Source organism: Mesorhizobium sp. ORS 3428, assembly GCF_001854785.1.
Classification (GTDB): domain Bacteria; phylum Pseudomonadota; class Alphaproteobacteria; order Rhizobiales; family Rhizobiaceae; genus Mesorhizobium.
In genome coordinates, this window is sequence record NZ_MDFL01000046.1 from 140,034 (window position 1) to 157,158 (window position 17,125).

The window sequence follows — 17,125 nt, forward strand, 5'->3', positions numbered from 1 at the left end:
ATCACCGCGGCGCCGCCACCCGAAAACGGACAGBGGCGCCGCGATTTGTCTTCAGGTGTCGAACTGGCAGCTCGGGGTCGAACGCGACAGGGCCATCTCTTCGGCGTCCATCTCCGCCTCGATGCCGTCGAAGAGCGGCGTCGACATGTAGCGCTCACCGGTGTCGGGCAACATGCACAGGATCACCGAGCCGGCCGGAGCGGTTCCGGCGATCTGGCGCGCCACGGCGAAGGTGGCGCCGCCGGAGATGCCGGTGAAGATGCCTTCCTGCTGCGCCAGGGCCTTGGCCCATTTGATGCCTTCCGGACCGGCGATCGGCACCACTTCGTCATAGTAGTGCTTGTCGATCGCCTCCTGCAGCACGTTGGGGATGAAGTCCGGCGTCCAGCCCTGGATCGGATGCGGCTCGAAGGCAGGATGGCTGGCGGCGGGCGCGCCGCCGGCGCCGCGCTCTTGGCGTTTGCCGCTGCCGAGAAGCTGCGCGTTGGCCGGCTCCGCAAGCACGATCCGCACATCCGGCCGCTCGCGGCGCAACACCCGGCCGACGCCGGCGATCGTGCCGCCGGTGCCATAGCCGGTGACCAGCACGTCGAGCCTCTCGCCCGCGAAATCGTTGATGATCTCGCGCGCCGTGGTCGCCTCGTGGATGGCCGCGTTGGCTTCCGTCTCGAACTGACGGGCCAGGAACCAGCCATTGGCCTCGGCGAGTTCCACCGCCTTCTGGTACATGCCGAAACCCTTCTGGGCGCGCGGCGTCAGCACCACCTTGGCGCCCAGCATGCGCATCAGCTTGCGGCGCTCGATGGAGAAGCTGTCGGCCATGGTCACCACCAGCGGATAGCCCTTCTGCGCGCAGACCATGGCAAGGCCGATGCCGGTGTTGCCGCTGGTCGCTTCGACCACGGTCTGGCCGGGCTGCAGCTTGCCGCTGCGCTCGCCTTCTTCGATGATGTTGAGCGCCAGCCGATCCTTCACCGAGGCCGCCGGATTGAAGAACTCGGCCTTCACATAGATCGTCGCATGGCCCGGGCCGAGATTGTTGATGCGGATGACCGGCGTGTCGCCGACCGTGTCGAGAATGCTGTCGAACAGCCGGCCTCGACCGGCCGTCGTCCTGATCTTCAACTGGTGCAACATGGCTTTCTCCTCGATGTCTCACGCGCCGGTTACAGACCGGCGGCTTCGGCGGYGCGGTTTCGACACTTTGCCGCGCTAGTTTCGTTTGACCTGCCGGCAATTCGGCAACGGCAGCATCCGGCACGGACAGCCCGCTGCCGGATGCGCCCTGTCGCGTTTGGTGATAGAACATGTGGCGATTGGTCAGCGTGGGAGCGAGCGTGGAATCGCGCGTGGAATCCGCCCGATCGAGCCTGAGCGGCGACACGGCCGGCCTGTCGATCCGGCTGTTCGGACCGCTTGTGATCGCGCGCGACGGCGTTCCGGTAACAATGCCCGCGTCCCGCAAGCTGCGCGCGCTGCTGGCCTATCTGGCGCTCGCCCCACACCCCGTCAGCCGCAGCCGGCTCTGCGAGCTTCTGTGGGACGTCCCGAACGACCCACGCGGCGAGCTTCGCTGGTGCCTGAGCAAGCTTCGCGCCGCACTCGACGAGCCGGACCTGCGCAGGGTCGAGACCGAAGGCGATACCGTTGCGCTGCGCCTTGCCGATCTGCGCGTGGACGCTGTGGAGGCGGCCGCGAAGGTGGCCGAAGGTATCGACACATTGAGCCTCGATCAGTTGCGAACGCTGTTGCAACTTTTCGCCGGCGATTTCCTTGACGGTCTCGAACTCGACAGAAGTCCGCATTTCGGCAGCTGGCTGACCGCGCAGCGCCGCCGTTTCAGTTCCTGCCATGTCGCCGTTCTGGAGCACATCATCGGCCTCCTCCCGCCGGAAGCCGACGAGGCGGCGACCTATATCGACAAATGGCTGGAACTGGCGCCATTCGACGGGCGCGCGCATGTGGCGCTGCTGGAAAACCTCGCGCGGCGCGGTCAGATCGGAGCCGGCGAGGAGCATCTTGCCACCGCGGCGGGGCTCTTTCACTCCGAGGAGCTGGATTTCACTCCCTTGCGCGAGGCATGGCTGGAGATCAGGGCTCGACATTCCGGCCCGACGCCATGCRCTCGGTCCATGCCGTTCGGGGCGATGCAGGCATCGAGCGCTCCCGTCGAAGCCGAAGCGGCTGCGACACGCCGGGCTTCGCTGGCGGTGATGCCCTTTGCCGAAGACGCCGGCGCCGGCGGTTTTCGCGGCGGACTGGCCGACGGCCTGACCCACGACATCATCACGCGCCTCGCCAAGCTGCGCGATTTCTTCGTCATCGCCCGCGRCTCGGTCTTTGCTCTGGCCGAGAAGAATATTGCGCCGGACGATGCCGGACGCCGCCTCAATGTCGACTATGTGGCGACAGGCTCGGTCCGCAATCTGCGGGGCCGCATCATCGTCTCGGTCGAGCTGGTGGAAGTGYGCACCGCCAGGATCGTCTGGGCCGAGACCTTTGAGCACCGGCCGGACGAAATCTTCACGGTCCTCGACGATATCGGCAACAGCATCGTCTCCTCGATCGCCGCCGAGGTCGCGACGGTCGAGCGCAACCGCGCGATGCTGAAGGCGCCCAATTCGCTCAACGCCTGGGAAGCCTATCATCGCGGCCTGTGGCACATGTACCGCTTCACCCGCCAGGAAAACGAACTGGCGCAGCATTTCTTCAACGAGGCCCTGAAGCTCGACCCGACCTTCGCCCGGGCCTATACGGGCCTATCCTTCACCCATTGGCAGAGCGCCTTCCAGCGCTGGGGCGACCGCGACCGCGAAACGGCGCTTGCCTTCGAAAATGCCGGCCACAGCCTTCTCGTCGATGACCGCAACCCCGCCTCGCACTGGGCGATGGGCCGCGCCTTGTGGCTGCGCGGCGACCAGGACGGCTCGCTGCTCGAACTGGCAAAGGCCGTCGACCTCAGTCCGAACTTCGCGCTCGGCCACTATGCGTTGTCATTCGTGCACTCTCAGTCGGGCGATCCGCATTCGGCGATCGGCTCGTCCGATCATTCACGCCATCTCAGCCCCTTCGACCCGTTGCTGTTCGGCATGATGGGCGCGCGTGCCATGGCCCATGCACGATTGGGTGAATTCAACGAGGCCGCCGAATGGGCGCTCAAGGCTGCAGCGCGCCCCAATGCCCATGTCATCATCCTGGCCATCGCCGCGCATTGCCTGGCGCTCGCCGGTCGCCAGGACGAGGCTCGAAATTTCGCCGCCGCGATCCGCAACGCGCTGCCGGACTACCGCGCCGACGACTTCATCGCCACCTTCCGCTTCGATCGCGACGCGGAAGCCCTGTTCCGGAGAGGCGCGACGCGGATCGGACTGAATTGAGCGGCCGATCCCTGGTTGGCGGCAGGGCTGGTTGTGTTGGGGTTCAGGTCGGGCCGAGTCGAAAACGACGTTTTTCGAGAACCGGCGCGCAGCGGAACTTTTGGTCCGTGAGCACCGGCAGCACAACCTAGTGCATCAGCGGGCCGCTGGCCTTCCTCCAGGCATCGATGCCCCCCTGGATGTGGCGGGCGCTCGAAATCCCGACATCCTGCGCCGCTTGCACCGCCATAGCCGAGCGCTCGCCGAAGGCGCAGTAGAACAGGATCTGCCTGCTGGTTGATCTTGCCAGCTCATGCAGCATGCCGCCGGGGGCGATGTTTTCCTGAAGCCGCRCATAGGGCAGATGGATAGCGCCGGGGATGATGYCGTGGCGTTCCCGCTCGGACTGCTCGCGCAGGTCGATCAGCGCCACATCCGGCCGCCCGATCAGCCCCAGCGCCTCTTCGGYGGTCACCGACCAGCCGCGGCTGGCGATGTCGTCCTGGTGCAATCCCACCCTCATGTTGGCGGGCACCGCCACATCCATCATCTTCGGATTGGAGAGCTTCAGATTGTTCATGATGTTCACATACTCGTCGACCGACTTCAMCTGCAGGCGCGGGTTGAAGGCCYTTTCCTCGCCGATCGTCGACACGGTCTCGCCCTTGTAGTCATGYGCGGGAAAGATCAGCGTCTCGTCGGGAAGCCTGAGCAGGCGGCCGAAGATCGATTCATATTGCTGGCGCGGATCGCCGTTCTGGAAGTCGGTGCGGCCGGTGCCGCGGATGAGCAGCGTGTCGCCGGTGWACACCCGATCCGGCAGGACGAAGCTGTAAGAATCGTCGGTGTGGCCGGGCSTATAGATTACGTCGAGCGCCAGCCCCTCGATCGCGAGCTTGTCGCCGTCGGCAAGCCRCATCGACACCACGTCGGCCTTGGTCTRCTCGCCCATCACGGTCACGCATTGCGTCTTGTCGCGCAGCGCGCCAAGGCCGGTGAGATGGTCGGCATGGAGATGCGTGTCCACCGCCTTGACCAGCCTGAGGTCGAGCTCGTTGACCAGTTGCAGATAACGTTCGACCTTTTCCAGCACCGGATCGATGATCAACGCCTCGCCGCCGCGACGGCTGGCAAGCAGATAGGAATAGGTGCCCGAAACGGAATCGAAGAGCTGACGGAAGATCATTGATTGCCCCTTGCACCTGCCCGYCATGGCCTGGCCGTCGGGCAAGTCTAGAACAAGCTTGGGGCGCCCGCCAGCGAACACCGCATTCTTGTTGCAAAGGTCGAGCTTCTATCGCCTCAGCACCGCGCTCAGCACGTCCCGGATGCCGATCGCGCCGACGAAGCGCGACCGCTCGTCGAACAGCGCCACGGGAGCCGTCTGCGAGCGATRCATAGCCAGCATCACCGTCTTCAGCGGCGTGCCGGGATTGRCCCAGAACACCTGCCTCGCTTCATCCGGCTGGCCCTCGACATCGGCGCAGGATACCCACACTGCGGGCTTGCCGTCGCGTTCGGCCGCCGCCACCAGGCCATGCTCGTCGATCTTGAAACGCGTCGTCTTGCGCCGGTCGAGCCACACCCAGCCGTTCTCGCCCTGTTCGAGATCGCGGCGGTCGCGCATCACGTTCCACGCCGTCAGCACCGAGAGCGGATTCACATTGGCGATGAAGTCGCGGACATAGTCGTTGGCGGGGCGAAGCACGATGTCTTCCGCCGCGCCGGTCTGGACGATGCGTCCACCTTCCATGATGGTGATATGGCTGCCGATCTTCAGCGCTTCCTCGAGGTCGTGGCTGACGAAGATGATGGTCTTCTTCAGCTCCGCCTGCAGTTGCAGCAGCTCGTCCTGCAGCTTGGTGCGGATCAGCGGATCGAGCGCCGAGAACGGCTCGTCCATCAAAAGGATCGGCGCCTCGGTGGCGAAGGCCCGGGCGAGGCCGACGCGCTGCTGCATGCCGCCCGAAAGCTCATGCGCGTATTTCTTTGACCACTGGTCGAGATGAACGAGCTGGAGCTGCTTCTGCACGCGTATCTTGCGCTCGGCTTCCGGCACGCCGGCAAGCTCCAGGCCGAAGCCGACATTTTCCTCAACCGTGCGCCACGGCAGCAGGCCGAACTGCTGGAACACCATGGCCACCTGCTTCTGCCGCAACCGCCGCAAGGTCGCTTCGTCGCAGGTGACGACATCGACCGTGCGATCGCCATCCTTGACCAGCACTTGGCCGCGCGACACGATGTTGAGCCGGTTGACGGCTCTGAGCAGCGTCGACTTGCCCGAGCCCGAAAGCCCCATCAGCACCGAGATCTCGCCCTCATGGACAGTGAGGTTGGCCCCGGCGCAGCCCAGCACATTCCCGGTCTTTTCGAGGATCTCGGCCCGGGTCGCGCCCTTGTCGATCAGCGCGAGCGACTCCGTCTGATCGGCGCCGAAGACGATGTCGACATTCTTGAAATCGACGGCGACGGTCATTTCTTGCCTCCAACGCCGATGCGGGTCATGCGGTCGAGCACGATGGCGAGCACGACGATGGCGAGGCCTGCCTCAAGCCCGAGGTCGATCTTGCGCGAGCCCAGCGCGCGGTTGATTTCCGTGCCGAGACCGCCGGCGCCGATCAGGGCCGCGAACACCACCATCGATAGCGACAGCATGATCGACTGGGTCAGCCCCGCCATGATCGTGGGCAGCGCCGAGGGCAGCTCGACCTTCCACAACAACTGGCTCTTGGTGGCGCCGAAGGACTCGCCCGCCTCGATGATCGCCTTCGGAACCGAGACGATGCCGAGATGGGTGAGCCTGACCGCGGTCGGAATGACGAAGATGATCGTGACGATGAGGCCTGGCGCGTTGCCAAGCCCGAACAGCGTCAGCACCGGAATCAGGTAGACGAAGGTCGGCAGCGTCTGCATCAAGTCGAGCACCGGCAGCATGACGCGGTAAACCTTCGGCTTGTGCGCGGCCCAGATGCCGAGCGGCACGCCGATGATCATGGCCATGGCCGCGGCAGCAACCACCAGCACCAGCGTCTGCACCGTCTGCTTCCAGAGATTCTGGTTGATGATGAAGATGAGGCCGACAAATACGCCGATGGCGAGCGGGCGCGAGCGCTGCAGGAACCAGGCAATGATGGCGACGACCAGAGCGAGCAGCACCGGCGGGACCATCAGCAGCAGGTCCACCGCCCCGTCGAGGATGAAATTCAGGCCGTTCGAGAAGGCTCTGAAGACCGTGTCGAAATTGTCGGTCAGGAAACTGAAGAAGGCCTTGCCCCACAACCCGATGGGGATCTTGTAGCTGACCAGGAATTTCGAGATCGGATCCATTGTCCCCTCTTGGTCTGCGCCGTCCTTGGCGGGCGGTCATCTTCTCACAGCTTAACGCATGTCGCCCGAAAATGTGCAGCGGTTCTTGGAAAGCGACATGCGTAAAAACAAAGACTTAAAGCGCGTCTCTTGAATTCGTGTCAGCGCGCGCACTTTAAGAAAAAGGGCAGCCTTTTCCAGTGGCTGCCCCTTCCAAGGATCATGCCGAACTCAAGCCGGCTCAGCCCCCGAGCGCGGTCTTGATGGCCGCCGCTGCGTCGCCGCCGTCGAAGGTGGTCACGCCGGCAATCCAGGGCGCCACYGCGTCCGGATGCTTCTTCAGCCAGTCGGTGGCGACCGTCTGCGGATCGCCGCCCTTGAGGATCGCGTCCATCATCTCACCTTCCATGTCGAGATTGAACTTCAGGTTGGAGATGAACTTGCCGGCATTCGGGCACTCGGTCGTGTAGCCCTTGCGCGTGTTGGTATAGACCGTGGCGGCGCCGAAGCCGCTATCGCCCATGCCGTCGAGATAGGTGATCTTCATTGCGCCCATGACCGGATGCGGCGTCCAGCCGAGGAAGGCGATCCACTCGTTGTTCTTCATCGACTGCTCGGCCTGCGTCAGCATGCCGGCTTCCGAGGACTCGACGAGCTCGAAGCCCTGCAGGTTGTCCTTCGGGTTCTTGATCATGTCGAGGATGATGCGGTTGCCGTCATTTCCGGCTTCGATGCCGTAGATCTTGCCGTTGAACTTGTCCTTGAACTTGCCGAGATCGGTCAGCGTCTTGACGCCGGCATCCGCGACGTAGTTCGGCACGACGATGCCATAGCCGGCGCCAGTCAGGTTGGTGCCGACTGTCTCGACGGAGCCTTCGGCTTTGTAGTCCTTGATGTCGTTGGTCATCGACGGCATCCAGTTGCCGAGGAAGACATCGAGGTCCTTGTTCTTCAGCGACGCGTAAGTCACCGGCACCGAAAGCTGGATCGTTTGCGGCTCGTAGCCGAGTGCGGTGAGCAACACCGAGGCCAGCCCCGTGGTCGCCTGGATGTCGGTCCAGCCGACGTCCGAGAGACGCACCGCCTTGCAGCTTGCCGGATCGCCGGCATRAGCGGCGGTCGTAGACAGAAGCGCCGCCAGACCGAGACCGGCGACGAAGGATTTCATACGCGACATGAACTTTCTCCCATTGCAATTCTGAAGCGACGCGAAGTCACGGATCTTCCGCCCGCCTTGTTTCGTGAGCCAAACACCATTTTGATGTGGTTTCAAGCGGCGCCACATCACGATCAACGGCGCGCGCTGGCCATTCAGCGACATGCCGGGGATCTTTCTGGCAAGACTGATTTTGGTGGATGGAGCAAGCGCCCCCTCCCCGCGCGGCGACATGTCGGCTTAAAAGGGCGCCATGGCAAAGCTCTACTTCAACTACGCGACGATGAATGCCGGCAAGACCACCATGCTGTTGCAGGCGTCCTACAATTATCGCGAACGCGGCCTGACGACGATGCTGTTCGTCGCCGGCCATTATCGCAAGGGTGACCAGGGATTGATCTCGTCGCGCATCGGACTGGACGCGGAGGCCGAGATGTTCCGCGACGGCGACGATCTCTTCGCCCGCGTCGCCGAGCATCACGAGCACACCACAGTGCATTGCATCTTCGTCGACGAGGCTCAGTTCCTCGAGGAGGAACAGGTCTGGCAACTCGCCCRCATCGCCGACCGACTGAACATCCCGGTCATGTGCTACGGCCTGCGCACCGATTTCCAGGGCAAGCTTTTCCCCGGCTCGCGCGCGCTGCTTGCCATCGCCGACGACCTGCGCGAGGTGCGCACCATATGCCGCTGCGGCCGCAAGGCCACTATGGTCGTGCGCCTTGGTCCCGACGGCAAGGTGGCGAAACAGGGCGATCAGGTGGCGATCGGCAAGGATGTCTATGTCTCCCTCTGCCGCCGGCACTGGGAAGAGGAAATGGGCAGGGTCCCGCCCGACGACTTCGTCGGTTTTGTCCGCAGCTGAGGCGTGCAACCCGCGGCCGCCTGCGAGCGGGTAACCGGTTGCCACCTCTTTGCGAATGCGCCACTTACGCGATCCGGCATAAGAGATTTGCGACACTTTCAGCGGCGCAGCTTGCTCGTAAAAACAAGAGCTTAAGGACCAACAGCTAAGGCTGTTAGAAAGGTGAGCGCGTTACTTGCGCCATGCGCATGCTTGCCTTGTCTTTCAAGGACCTAAGCAATTCTTTTGTTTTGGCGTCCCTCCTTGTCTTGCTTCTTTCAATCGCTTGAAGCCCCACATATATTCGCCTTCACGTGCGACGAAACCGGACGCCGAAGCGGGAGGGCCCCAATGGCGACATTGCAGAATTTCGATGCCGAAATTGCCAAGACAAAGCAGGTCGTGCAGGACATGCGCACCAAGATCGAGCAGTCCGGCACCGTGCTCGACACGCTTRCCCAGGCCGACAAGAAGATCGGCGACGCCAATTTCGACATCGAGAATGCGCGCATCGAGGACGTGCTGAAACRGCAGAAGGTGATGGAAGGCAACATCGCCGACCTGATCATCGGGCTGGAGGACGCCACCAACGTCTTCGGCGCCGAATTCGAGAGCATGAGGAACTATACCGGCTGGGAAAACYTCGTCGGCATCTTCTCCAAGCAGCGCCAGCAGCGCATGCGCACCGACCGYGTGCGCAACATGTCGCTCGCCGGCAATCTGCAGGAGCTGCTCGCGAAATCCGACACCATCGTCGGCATTCTGAAAGCCCAGAAGCAGATCCTCGACCAGCGCTACAAGACCTCCGAGGCCAGCCTTTCGCAGGTGATCGAGCGCCGCAAGGCGACCATGGCCAATCTCGAGGCCGTGCAGAAGCGCATCGAGGAGCTCAACCCGATGCTGCTCGACATCGAGAACAAGATTGCCGCCTCCACTACCCAGAAGGAGCGCACCGAGCTCGAAGGCGAGCGCTCGAAGATGGCGACCGAATACAACGAGAAGCAGGCCAAGGAGCAGGAACTGCTCGCCGAAAGCCAGACGCTGGAGCGCTACACTTCGATGTTCCAGACCTTCGTCGATTCACTCAACAACCAGATCGCCGCGCAGTCGACGCTGATCAATAAGCTGACCATCGACACCGAGCAGCGCATCGTCCTTTACAAGKCGCTGGAAGACTCGCTGAAGACTGCCGCCCAGCAGGACGTCGCCCACAAGATCAACACGCTGGGCAGCCAGGTCGATAACACCGCGGAAGAGACGATGGCCGGCATCGGCGCCGCCTCGCAGAAGCACATCGGCGATCTCTTGGAGATGCACGAGAAGAACATGGTGGYCAGCGCCGACATCCAGCGCCGCAAGAAGCTTGCCGACGACGCCTTCGCCCGCCGCTTCGACGAGGTGATGAAGAAGCACAACTCGGCGAACTACGTGCAGCAGTAGGCGCCGTGCTGGCATTCTTCTCCGGGACAGTGCCATGACCCCCGAAAATGAAGCCGCGGCCCGCTACTTCTCCGCCATCCAGGCTGCGCTGAGCGGACTGGAAGTGTTCATGCGCGACGACCGCTCGCCGCTCTACCGGCACGGCATCGTCGCCAAGATCGTCGCCGAGTATATCGCCCGGCTGGACAAGTCCTTCGCCTGCTGGCGCAACCGGCTCGGCTTCATGGACACGTTCCGCATCTCGCGTGYCGAGAGCGGCTATCCTGTCTTCCAGAACCTGCTCGAATTGGAGAACGACCGCCGCCAGGCAGATAGCCGCCTGGCCAACATTCCGCAGGCCGGCGAGTTGCGCGAGGAGATGGCCGACTTCATCCTGCGCCACAAGGAATTTCCCGCCGCACTGCAGAAGTCGATGGCCGAGCGGCTCTATCTGGAAGACGTCAAGAGCGAGGCGACCTTCGGCCCCTTCATGCTGGCGCAGACGGCGAAGGTCTCGGTCAATCCCAAGACATTGCTGCCCTATTATCTCGTCCACTGGGCCTCGTTCGACGGCAGCGCCAACCTGCCTCTGATCTACATGGTGACGGTCGAGGACTCTTCCGAGAGCATGGTGCGCCAGCTCGTCGACAGCAATGGCAGGCTCAACGAACGGGTCGACATTCCGCTTCCGGTGGACGGCCTGCTCAACCCCGAACTCGCTCACCGCTTCGACGACTTTACCGAGAAGAATTCGGCCTACACGCTGTCGCCGGCGACAATCGCCGTCAATCTCGACAAGGACTTCGAGCCGCTGCATCCGAAGCAGCTTCGGCGGGTGGTGCTCGGCCCCTTTTACTCCGCCGGGATCACCGAGAACAATTCGACYGTGACCGAGGTGCTGACCAAGGTCCGCAAGCCCGAGAATGCCTGGCTGCTCACCTGGACCATCCAGGAAGTCTATTCCAAGGGCGAGAAGCMCGGCCGCAGGGGCCTGTTCTCCAGCGAGAAGACGACGCAGGAATTCTTCATCGATACCGACGACCTCGAAGCCGTGCGCCAGGGTGTGTCGAGCTACGAAAACCACGCGCTGATCCCRCACGAGGCCTACCAGGCGCTCTACGCCGCCGGCGAGGCGCAGAAGATCTTTTCCGGCTACAAGGTCCACGTCCTGTCCAACGGACAGGTCATCAGCGACGTCTGACCGTCAAACCGCGGAGCATCCTTATGGACACCGGCCTGACCACGATCCCGGAAGCCGCCATTGAAAAGCACCGTGCAGTCGCGCAGAGCTTCATCACCCGCATCGTCGTGCTGGAGGATCCGTCGCGCGAGTCCGGCACTGCGCTCGCCGGCACCAATCGTCGCTTCGTCTCGACCGTCTCGGTCGGTTCGGTGCGCCGCACGCGCGAAGTCGAGCTCACCAAGACGGTCGCAGCAGTCCATCCCGACGACCAGCTGATGACCATACCGCAGCACACGCTTCTCTATCGCGCGCGGCGCGGCCTAGCGATCGCGCTCGCCATAGCGGACGTCTTCGCCGAGGGTTCCGACCTTGAAAGCCTGCAGGCGCGGAATGCGCGCGCTCCGCTCGAGGGCGACGACGCCGCGACCTTCAAGAAGCTGCTGTCGGCCTCGGCCTATGTTTCGGCCTTCAGCTTCGCCTCCTACCTGTTCCAGCTGATCGACAGCGACGGCGAGGCGCCGAACGACATTCCCGAACCCGATTTCCTGTTCGACACGCCGCAGGACGCGGTGAAGTCGATCGTGGCTGGGCTCGACAAGGCGGTCGCCGGCTCGAAGGACGATGCCGACCTGATGACGCGCTCGCGCGCCTTCGCCCGCGTCGCCATAGACGGGCTGTTGGCACGCAAGGGCCGCTTCGACGGCATCGGCCCGTTTGAGAATGCCCATATCCGCATCGACGTCGACGACTTCACCCTCGACGGTTTCGACGTCGCGCCCGGCAAGCGCGCCAAGCCGCTGGTGATGACTTTCAAGAAACCGGAAGAAGTCGTTGGCAACCACATCGCCAAATTCCAGTCGGTCAGGCTGGCCAAGATGCTGATGGCCTACGATTTCGAGCGCGAGCGGAACCCCTTGGTCGAGCTCGGCGGCTTTGTCTTCACTTTCATCGGCGACGGCGCGCCGGGCACCGGCAAGACGACGCTGATCCAGATGATTGCCGGTCTCGTCAACGGCTATTGCCAGGTCGCCGGCTATCCCTTCGTCTACGAGAATTTCGGCGTCGACCAGATCTCGTCCTACCAAGGCAAGTCCGGGCAGAACTGCCGGCAGTTCATCAACAATGTGCTCAATCCGCGCGTCATCGGCTTCGGCACCATCGACGACATCGACCAGGTGGCGGCACGCCGCTCCGACGACCGCGCGTCGGCCGGCCAGCAGGAGATCACCGGTGTTTTGATGGACGCCTTTGCCGGCGCGTCGACCGTGGTGCGCGGCAACTGCGCCTTCGGCATGTTCTCCAACTATCCCGAGAATGTCGACGATGCGCTGCGCCAGCGCGCCGGCGCCCGCTGGCTGGTCGACGGTCCGCAGACCCGCGACGACTACATCGACATCTTCGTGCTGCTCGCCGGCAAGAACCACAAGATCCCGCTCGGCGACCACAAGCTCTATGCCGCGCAGGAGATCCGGCGCGCCGTCGCCGAGGCCTATGAGGAGCACGAGAAGCCGCAGGAAGACGGGCTGATGAAGGTCTATGAGCGTTACATGAAGGAGAACGGCGCGCCCAAGACCCTGGCCGATATCGRCACTTATCTGCACATGATCAAGGACGCCGAGCCGCGCTTCACCGGCCGCGCCATCAAGAACGTCACCGACGCCATCAAGATGCGCGCCATGGACATCGAACTGCCGGACGACTGGTTCGAGAAGCCGGAAGCCTTCATGCACAAGAGCTACGACGACAAGAAGGCGATGATCGAGGAACTGCGCGGGCCGTTCTCGATGGATATGGTCATGCAGGAGATCAACCGCTACGCCGATTCCGAATTCCGCTATTCCGACAAGTCCGACGACGCGGCCGTCGAGAAGCTCCTGCGTGACGCGCGGCTGCGCGAACGCGCGACGCGCGAGATGGAGGAGCTGAAGAAGAAGGGCCTGTGGTGATCTTCCTTCTCCCCGTTTACGGGGAGAAGGTGCCCGAAGGGCGGATGAGGGGCAGCGCCATGCGTGGGAAAAACGAGCCAAAGATAGCGAAAGCCCGCGAGTTGCGGAAGGTTGAGAACGATGCCGAGGAAAAGCTGTGGCATGAACTGCGCGGACGGCGACTCAATGGCCACAAGTTCGTTCGCCAACTGCCGATTGGCCCCTATTTCGCAGACTTCGCTTGCCGTGAGGCCAATCTGGTCGTGGAAGTCGACGGCAGCCAGCACGCAGGTCGCTCTCATGATCGATACAGGGATGAGACGATGAATGCCAATGGTTGGTCGATATTGAGGGTTTGGCATGCGGATGTTTTGACCAGCCGCACGAACGTTCTGGACACGATCACGGCAGCACTTGATGGTCGGCTGGATCGCAAGATGATTGGTGTCGATGTGAAATTTCTGCCGTCCGACACGTCGGAGCAAAGATGATGAGCGTCTGCGCCGCCCCTCATCCGCCCTTCGGGCACCTTCTCCCCGTGAACGGGGAGAAGGAATAATGGCCAAAAAGCCCGATCTCTTACGCGACAACGAGCTGATCTATGGCAGGCTGCTCCTTGTCGACGAGCCACATCTCATCCAGCGCTACAACAAGGCGCTTGCCGCCTTCGGCCTCGAGCCCACCAAGCTGAAAAGCTTCCAGATCGACCGCACCGGCTTCTCGCCCGAGATCGCCGAGGAATGCGGCGATTACGACTATCTCGACCCCAACGAGGTCAACCGCCGCTTCATCATCCTGACGCCGTCGCAGATCGACCTGCCGGTGGTCCACACCGCCTTTTCAAATACATCGCAGCTGATGTTCGAGTTCATGTCGAAGAACCGGCGCGCCATCGATGCGCTGACCATCAAGGACGTGATCTACGGCGAGATCGAGGACTCCGTCCCCAAGGTCAACGACATCGAGGATCTGCTGTCGATCAACCAGGTCGAGTTCAAGGTGCTGTCGGCCGAGGACGTGCTGGGCAAGGCGGCCGAGCTCGGCAAGCTGGTCGACCGGCTGAAGCAGGAGCCCGACGCCTGGCGCGACAAGGCCATGCTTGAGCGCATGGTCGATCTTGCCAAGGTCTGCGGCGACATCCGCGAGAACGCGCTGGTCCCGGACCAGGTGATCTTCCGCCACAACGCTTACTGGACCAGCCATTTCGGCGGGCTCTACGTCTTCGTCGATCCTGATATGACGACGGTGATCTGCGACCCGGCGGCACCGGGCTTCCGCCGCTCGCGGCCATGGCAGGTGAGCTATCTGTCGATCAACGACGCCGACAAGGTGTTCCGCTTCCTTGCCGCCACCGGCCGGCTGGACCTGCCGCGCGCCTCCTGGATCGAGGCCTCGGGCTACCTTGAGCACCGCGCCGAGATGGTGGTGCGGGCGTTGATCCGCGACGCCGAGCCCAACCGCAATCTGACCGATGTCGACAAGGTCTGGCTGCAGACCTGGATCCAGCGCCATGCCGACCTGATTGCCGAGGACGCCAACTTCCCCATCCTCAACGCCGCCAAGCGCGAGATCGCTCAGTTCGGCCATCTCAAGATCGAGGACGTTCCGCCGCGCCAGCGCTTCCTGGTCGTGCGCGCCAGGCCCGATCACCCCGATGCCTGGCTCACCAACCAGCTGGTCTCGGACTTCGTACCGCAGGACTTCGTCTCGCGCTATGTCTTCAACAAACCGGGCTTCTACAAGGACTTCGGCGGCTTCAGCGAGGCCTGGCGAAGGCATGTTGTGGAGGTTCTGAAAACCACATATTTGAAGGACAAGGCGGCGTTCCGCGCGCGCCTCTATGGCTTGACTGACTGAGGGGGGCGACAACAGCCATGCTCGATCCGATCGTGAATTTCTTCACCCGGATTTTCCAATGGATCGGCCGCGGCATCGGCCTCGTCATCGGCATCATCTTGTGGCCGTTCATGTGGGGCGGCCGCTGGTACGGGAAGCGCGGCTGGATCCTCAAGGCCGTGGTCGGCCTTGCCTTGCTGGTGCTGATCGGCCTCTACGCCAATTTCTTCTACGCCACCCAGTGGTGGAACAATTTCGATCCGAACTACGTCGACAAGTACACCTTCGAGACGCGCAACGTGTCGGCCGGCGAGCAGGTCTCGGCCGGCGCTGGCACCAGTACCGCAAGGACGTGCGGCAACTCCGGGATCGCGCAGGTGGCCGCCGATCTGACGGACTTCAACGTCAACCAGAATGCCTGGATCTCGTCGATGGTCCTCTACAAGCTCGGCTTGTTCGGCATCGACTGGGACCACACGCCGTGGATGGACAACAAGGCCTCCTTCCAGCGCGGCATCAACCAGGCGGTGCGGCGCACAGCGACCGAGCTTGCCGACAATCTCGGGCGCGTGCGCACCACCTCGCAGATCGATGCCGACCTGCAGGACGCGCGTGGCAATCTGCAGTTTGATGAATACACCTGGTATTTCGGCCTGAATCCGTTTGGCCCCAAGACGCCGACGCCGAGCTACTACCGCGACGCGGTGCGCAAGCTGCGCTCCTTCAACGCTCGCCTCACCGCCTGCCAGGCGACCTTCGATGCCCGCGCCGACAATTTGAAACAGTATATCGACCGCATCGCCAGCGACATCGGCTCGACCTCTGCCATCCTCAAGGAGCGCGCCGAGAACCACAATGCCGGCTGGTTCGACTTCCGCGCCGACGACCGCTTCTGGTTCGCCTACGGCCAGCTCTATGCCTATTACGGTCTGATGAAGGGCGCCCAGGCCGACTTCGACGACGTCATCAAGGAAAAGCACCTGCAGAATTTGTGGGACACGATGGACGCGCAATTCGTCTCGGCGCTGCGCATCCAGCCCTTCATCATCGCCAATGGGCGCGAGGACGGCTGGCTGCTGCCGACGCACCTGACGACCATGGGCTTCTATATCCTGCGCGTGCGCTCCAACATGGTCGAGATCAGCAACGTGCTCACGCAGTAGTCCGGTCGGCATCGCAGTGCCAATTCGGGTTCAGGCTGGAACCTGATCGTCTCGTCGCCGTTCAGGCGCAGATGCGATTGCCAGCGAGGACACGACATGAATATCCGCGAGGCCGCTCGAGACCTCTACGCCGCCATCGACAGGCAGGATTGGGACACGCTGTCCAGCCTGGCTTCACTCGATCTTGCGGTTCATCTCGGCAGCGCCGGTCCGGTCGGTTTGGATGAATGGCAAAAATCCCTGGCGGAATTCTTCGCTGGTTTCCCCGACGCTCATCACGTCATCGACGACTATGTCAGCGATGCCGGCAGGGTGGTGACGCGCTGTCGCTTCCAGGGCACGCATACGGGCATGTTCCACGGCGTCAAGCCGAGTGGAAATCGCGTCTCGGTCGGCGCAATTCACATCGATCGCTTCGAGGGCGATCTCCTCATCGAACATTTCGGCCAGCTCGACGGCCTGGGGCTCTTGCGCCAGATCGGCGCAATCTGATGCCGCCGTCCGCCTGGAGCGCGTGTTTCGGGCAGCCTTGAGCGATGTAGGTCGAGTCGTTTTTGCGCCATGTCGCCCATCCCAAAACCATCGCGCAGCTTTGGGCGGCATACGCCGGGCCTCTGTCGCTTTTCGCGCATTGCGCGGCTGTTTTAAGACGGCGGAACGACCCCCGCTCTGGCTTCTATACGGCGCAACAACCGGGCGCCAAAGACCCCGGAAAGGTCGATCGGGAACAGCAATATTATTTCTTGTTAGGAAACATAGTTGCATGACAGTTGACGCCGTGACCGCGATAGGGTTAGAACTTGCCCTTGCGTCCGGGCGGCGTTTCGAGCATGCACGATGATCGAACCCCTACCCTCCACCGCCCAATCCAGAGGAAAGCCATCATGGCCGAAGTGAAGTCCGACATCGAGATCGCGCGCGCCGCCCGGAAGAAACC

Annotated in this window: 14 protein-coding genes; 9 read left to right on the forward strand and 5 right to left on the reverse strand. The window is 62.8% G+C overall.

What is annotated here, in order from left to right; all coding sequences use genetic code 11:
- Window positions 1-51: 51 nt before the first annotated feature.
- Window positions 52-1,137 (reverse strand): PLP-dependent cysteine synthase family protein, encoded by a 1,086-nt coding sequence (locus tag ORS3428_RS06455; RefSeq protein WP_071095626.1) that lies wholly within the window; start codon window positions 1,135-1,137, stop codon window positions 52-54.
- A 170-nt stretch (window positions 1,138-1,307) separates the two neighbouring features.
- On the opposite strand from ORS3428_RS06455, the gene ORS3428_RS06460 reads away from it, so the two are divergent.
- Window positions 1,308-3,377 (forward strand): BTAD domain-containing putative transcriptional regulator, encoded by a 2,070-nt coding sequence (locus ORS3428_RS06460; RefSeq protein ID WP_083355018.1) that lies wholly within the window; start codon window positions 1,308-1,310, stop codon window positions 3,375-3,377.
- 127 nt (window positions 3,378-3,504) lie between these two features.
- Here the strand turns inward: ORS3428_RS06460 and ORS3428_RS06465 are convergent, their stop codons facing one another.
- The 4 genes from ORS3428_RS06465 to ORS3428_RS06480 form a co-directional block, all read right to left on the reverse strand.
- Window positions 3,505-4,542 carry an MBL fold metallo-hydrolase gene (locus ORS3428_RS06465; RefSeq protein WP_071095628.1) on the reverse strand — a complete coding sequence of 346 codons (1,038 nt, stop codon included), beginning with the start codon at window positions 4,540-4,542 and terminating at the stop codon, window positions 3,505-3,507.
- Window positions 4,543-4,650: 108 nt separating this feature from the next.
- Window positions 4,651-5,832: a choline ABC transporter ATP-binding protein gene (gene choV, locus ORS3428_RS06470; protein ID WP_071095630.1), complete on the reverse strand. Its 1,182-nt coding sequence runs from the start codon at window positions 5,830-5,832 to the stop codon at window positions 4,651-4,653.
- A complete protein-coding gene (choW, locus tag ORS3428_RS06475; protein ID WP_071095632.1) occupies window positions 5,829-6,683 on the reverse strand; it encodes a choline ABC transporter permease subunit in 855 nt (284 codons plus the stop codon). Before choW ends, choV begins: the two co-directional genes overlap by 4 nt.
- Window positions 6,684-6,903: 220 nt before the next feature.
- A complete protein-coding gene (locus ORS3428_RS06480) occupies window positions 6,904-7,839 on the reverse strand; it encodes a choline ABC transporter substrate-binding protein (RefSeq protein WP_071095688.1) in 936 nt (311 codons plus the stop codon).
- Between the two features lie 232 nt (window positions 7,840-8,071).
- On the opposite strand from ORS3428_RS06480, the gene ORS3428_RS06485 reads away from it, so the two are divergent.
- The 8 genes from ORS3428_RS06485 to ORS3428_RS06520 all read left to right on the forward strand — a co-directional run bounded on the left by ORS3428_RS06485 (window position 8,072) and on the right by ORS3428_RS06520 (window position 16,680).
- On the forward strand, window positions 8,072-8,683 hold the full coding sequence (locus ORS3428_RS06485) for a thymidine kinase (RefSeq protein WP_071095634.1): 612 nt from the start codon (window positions 8,072-8,074) through the stop codon (window positions 8,681-8,683).
- Window positions 8,684-9,013: 330 nt separating this feature from the next.
- A complete protein-coding gene (locus tag ORS3428_RS06490; RefSeq protein ID WP_071095636.1) occupies window positions 9,014-10,102 on the forward strand; it encodes a hypothetical protein in 1,089 nt (362 codons plus the stop codon).
- A 34-nt stretch (window positions 10,103-10,136) separates the two neighbouring features.
- Entirely contained in the window at window positions 10,137-11,282 is a 1,146-nt protein-coding gene (locus ORS3428_RS06495; protein ID WP_071095637.1) for a hypothetical protein, read from the forward strand.
- Window positions 11,283-11,305: 23 nt separating this feature from the next.
- On the forward strand, window positions 11,306-13,210 hold the full coding sequence (locus ORS3428_RS06500) for an AAA family ATPase (protein ID WP_071095639.1): 1,905 nt from the start codon (window positions 11,306-11,308) through the stop codon (window positions 13,208-13,210).
- 59 nt (window positions 13,211-13,269) lie between these two features.
- On the forward strand, window positions 13,270-13,680 hold the full coding sequence (locus ORS3428_RS06505) for an endonuclease domain-containing protein (protein WP_071095690.1): 411 nt from the start codon (window positions 13,270-13,272) through the stop codon (window positions 13,678-13,680).
- A gap of 67 nt (window positions 13,681-13,747) precedes the next feature.
- On the forward strand, window positions 13,748-15,046 hold the full coding sequence (locus ORS3428_RS06510; protein ID WP_071095641.1) for a DUF6638 family protein: 1,299 nt from the start codon (window positions 13,748-13,750) through the stop codon (window positions 15,044-15,046).
- A gap of 17 nt (window positions 15,047-15,063) precedes the next feature.
- On the forward strand, window positions 15,064-16,188 hold the full coding sequence (locus ORS3428_RS06515; RefSeq protein ID WP_071095643.1) for a DUF2333 family protein: 1,125 nt from the start codon (window positions 15,064-15,066) through the stop codon (window positions 16,186-16,188).
- A 96-nt stretch (window positions 16,189-16,284) separates the two neighbouring features.
- On the forward strand, window positions 16,285-16,680 hold the full coding sequence (locus tag ORS3428_RS06520) for an ester cyclase (RefSeq protein WP_071095644.1): 396 nt from the start codon (window positions 16,285-16,287) through the stop codon (window positions 16,678-16,680).
- Window positions 16,681-17,125 lie beyond the last annotated feature (445 nt).

What these genes read in the sequence shown, in the direction of transcription:
- ORS3428_RS06455 (WP_071095626.1), bottom strand. Translation starts at nt 1,137, where the DNA reads ATGTTGCACCAGTTGAAGATCAGGACGACGGCCGGTCGAGGCCGGCTG.
- choW (WP_071095632.1), bottom strand. Translation starts at nt 6,683, where the DNA reads ATGGATCCGATCTCGAAATTCCTGGTCAGCTACAAGATCCCCATCGGG.
- ORS3428_RS06505 (WP_071095690.1), top strand. Translation starts at nt 13,270, where the DNA reads ATGCGTGGGAAAAACGAGCCAAAGATAGCGAAAGCCCGCGAGTTGCGG.
- ORS3428_RS06510 (WP_071095641.1), top strand. Translation starts at nt 13,748, where the DNA reads ATGGCCAAAAAGCCCGATCTCTTACGCGACAACGAGCTGATCTATGGC.
- ORS3428_RS06515 (WP_071095643.1), top strand. Translation starts at nt 15,064, where the DNA reads ATGCTCGATCCGATCGTGAATTTCTTCACCCGGATTTTCCAATGGATC.
- ORS3428_RS06520 (WP_071095644.1), top strand. Translation starts at nt 16,285, where the DNA reads ATGAATATCCGCGAGGCCGCTCGAGACCTCTACGCCGCCATCGACAGG.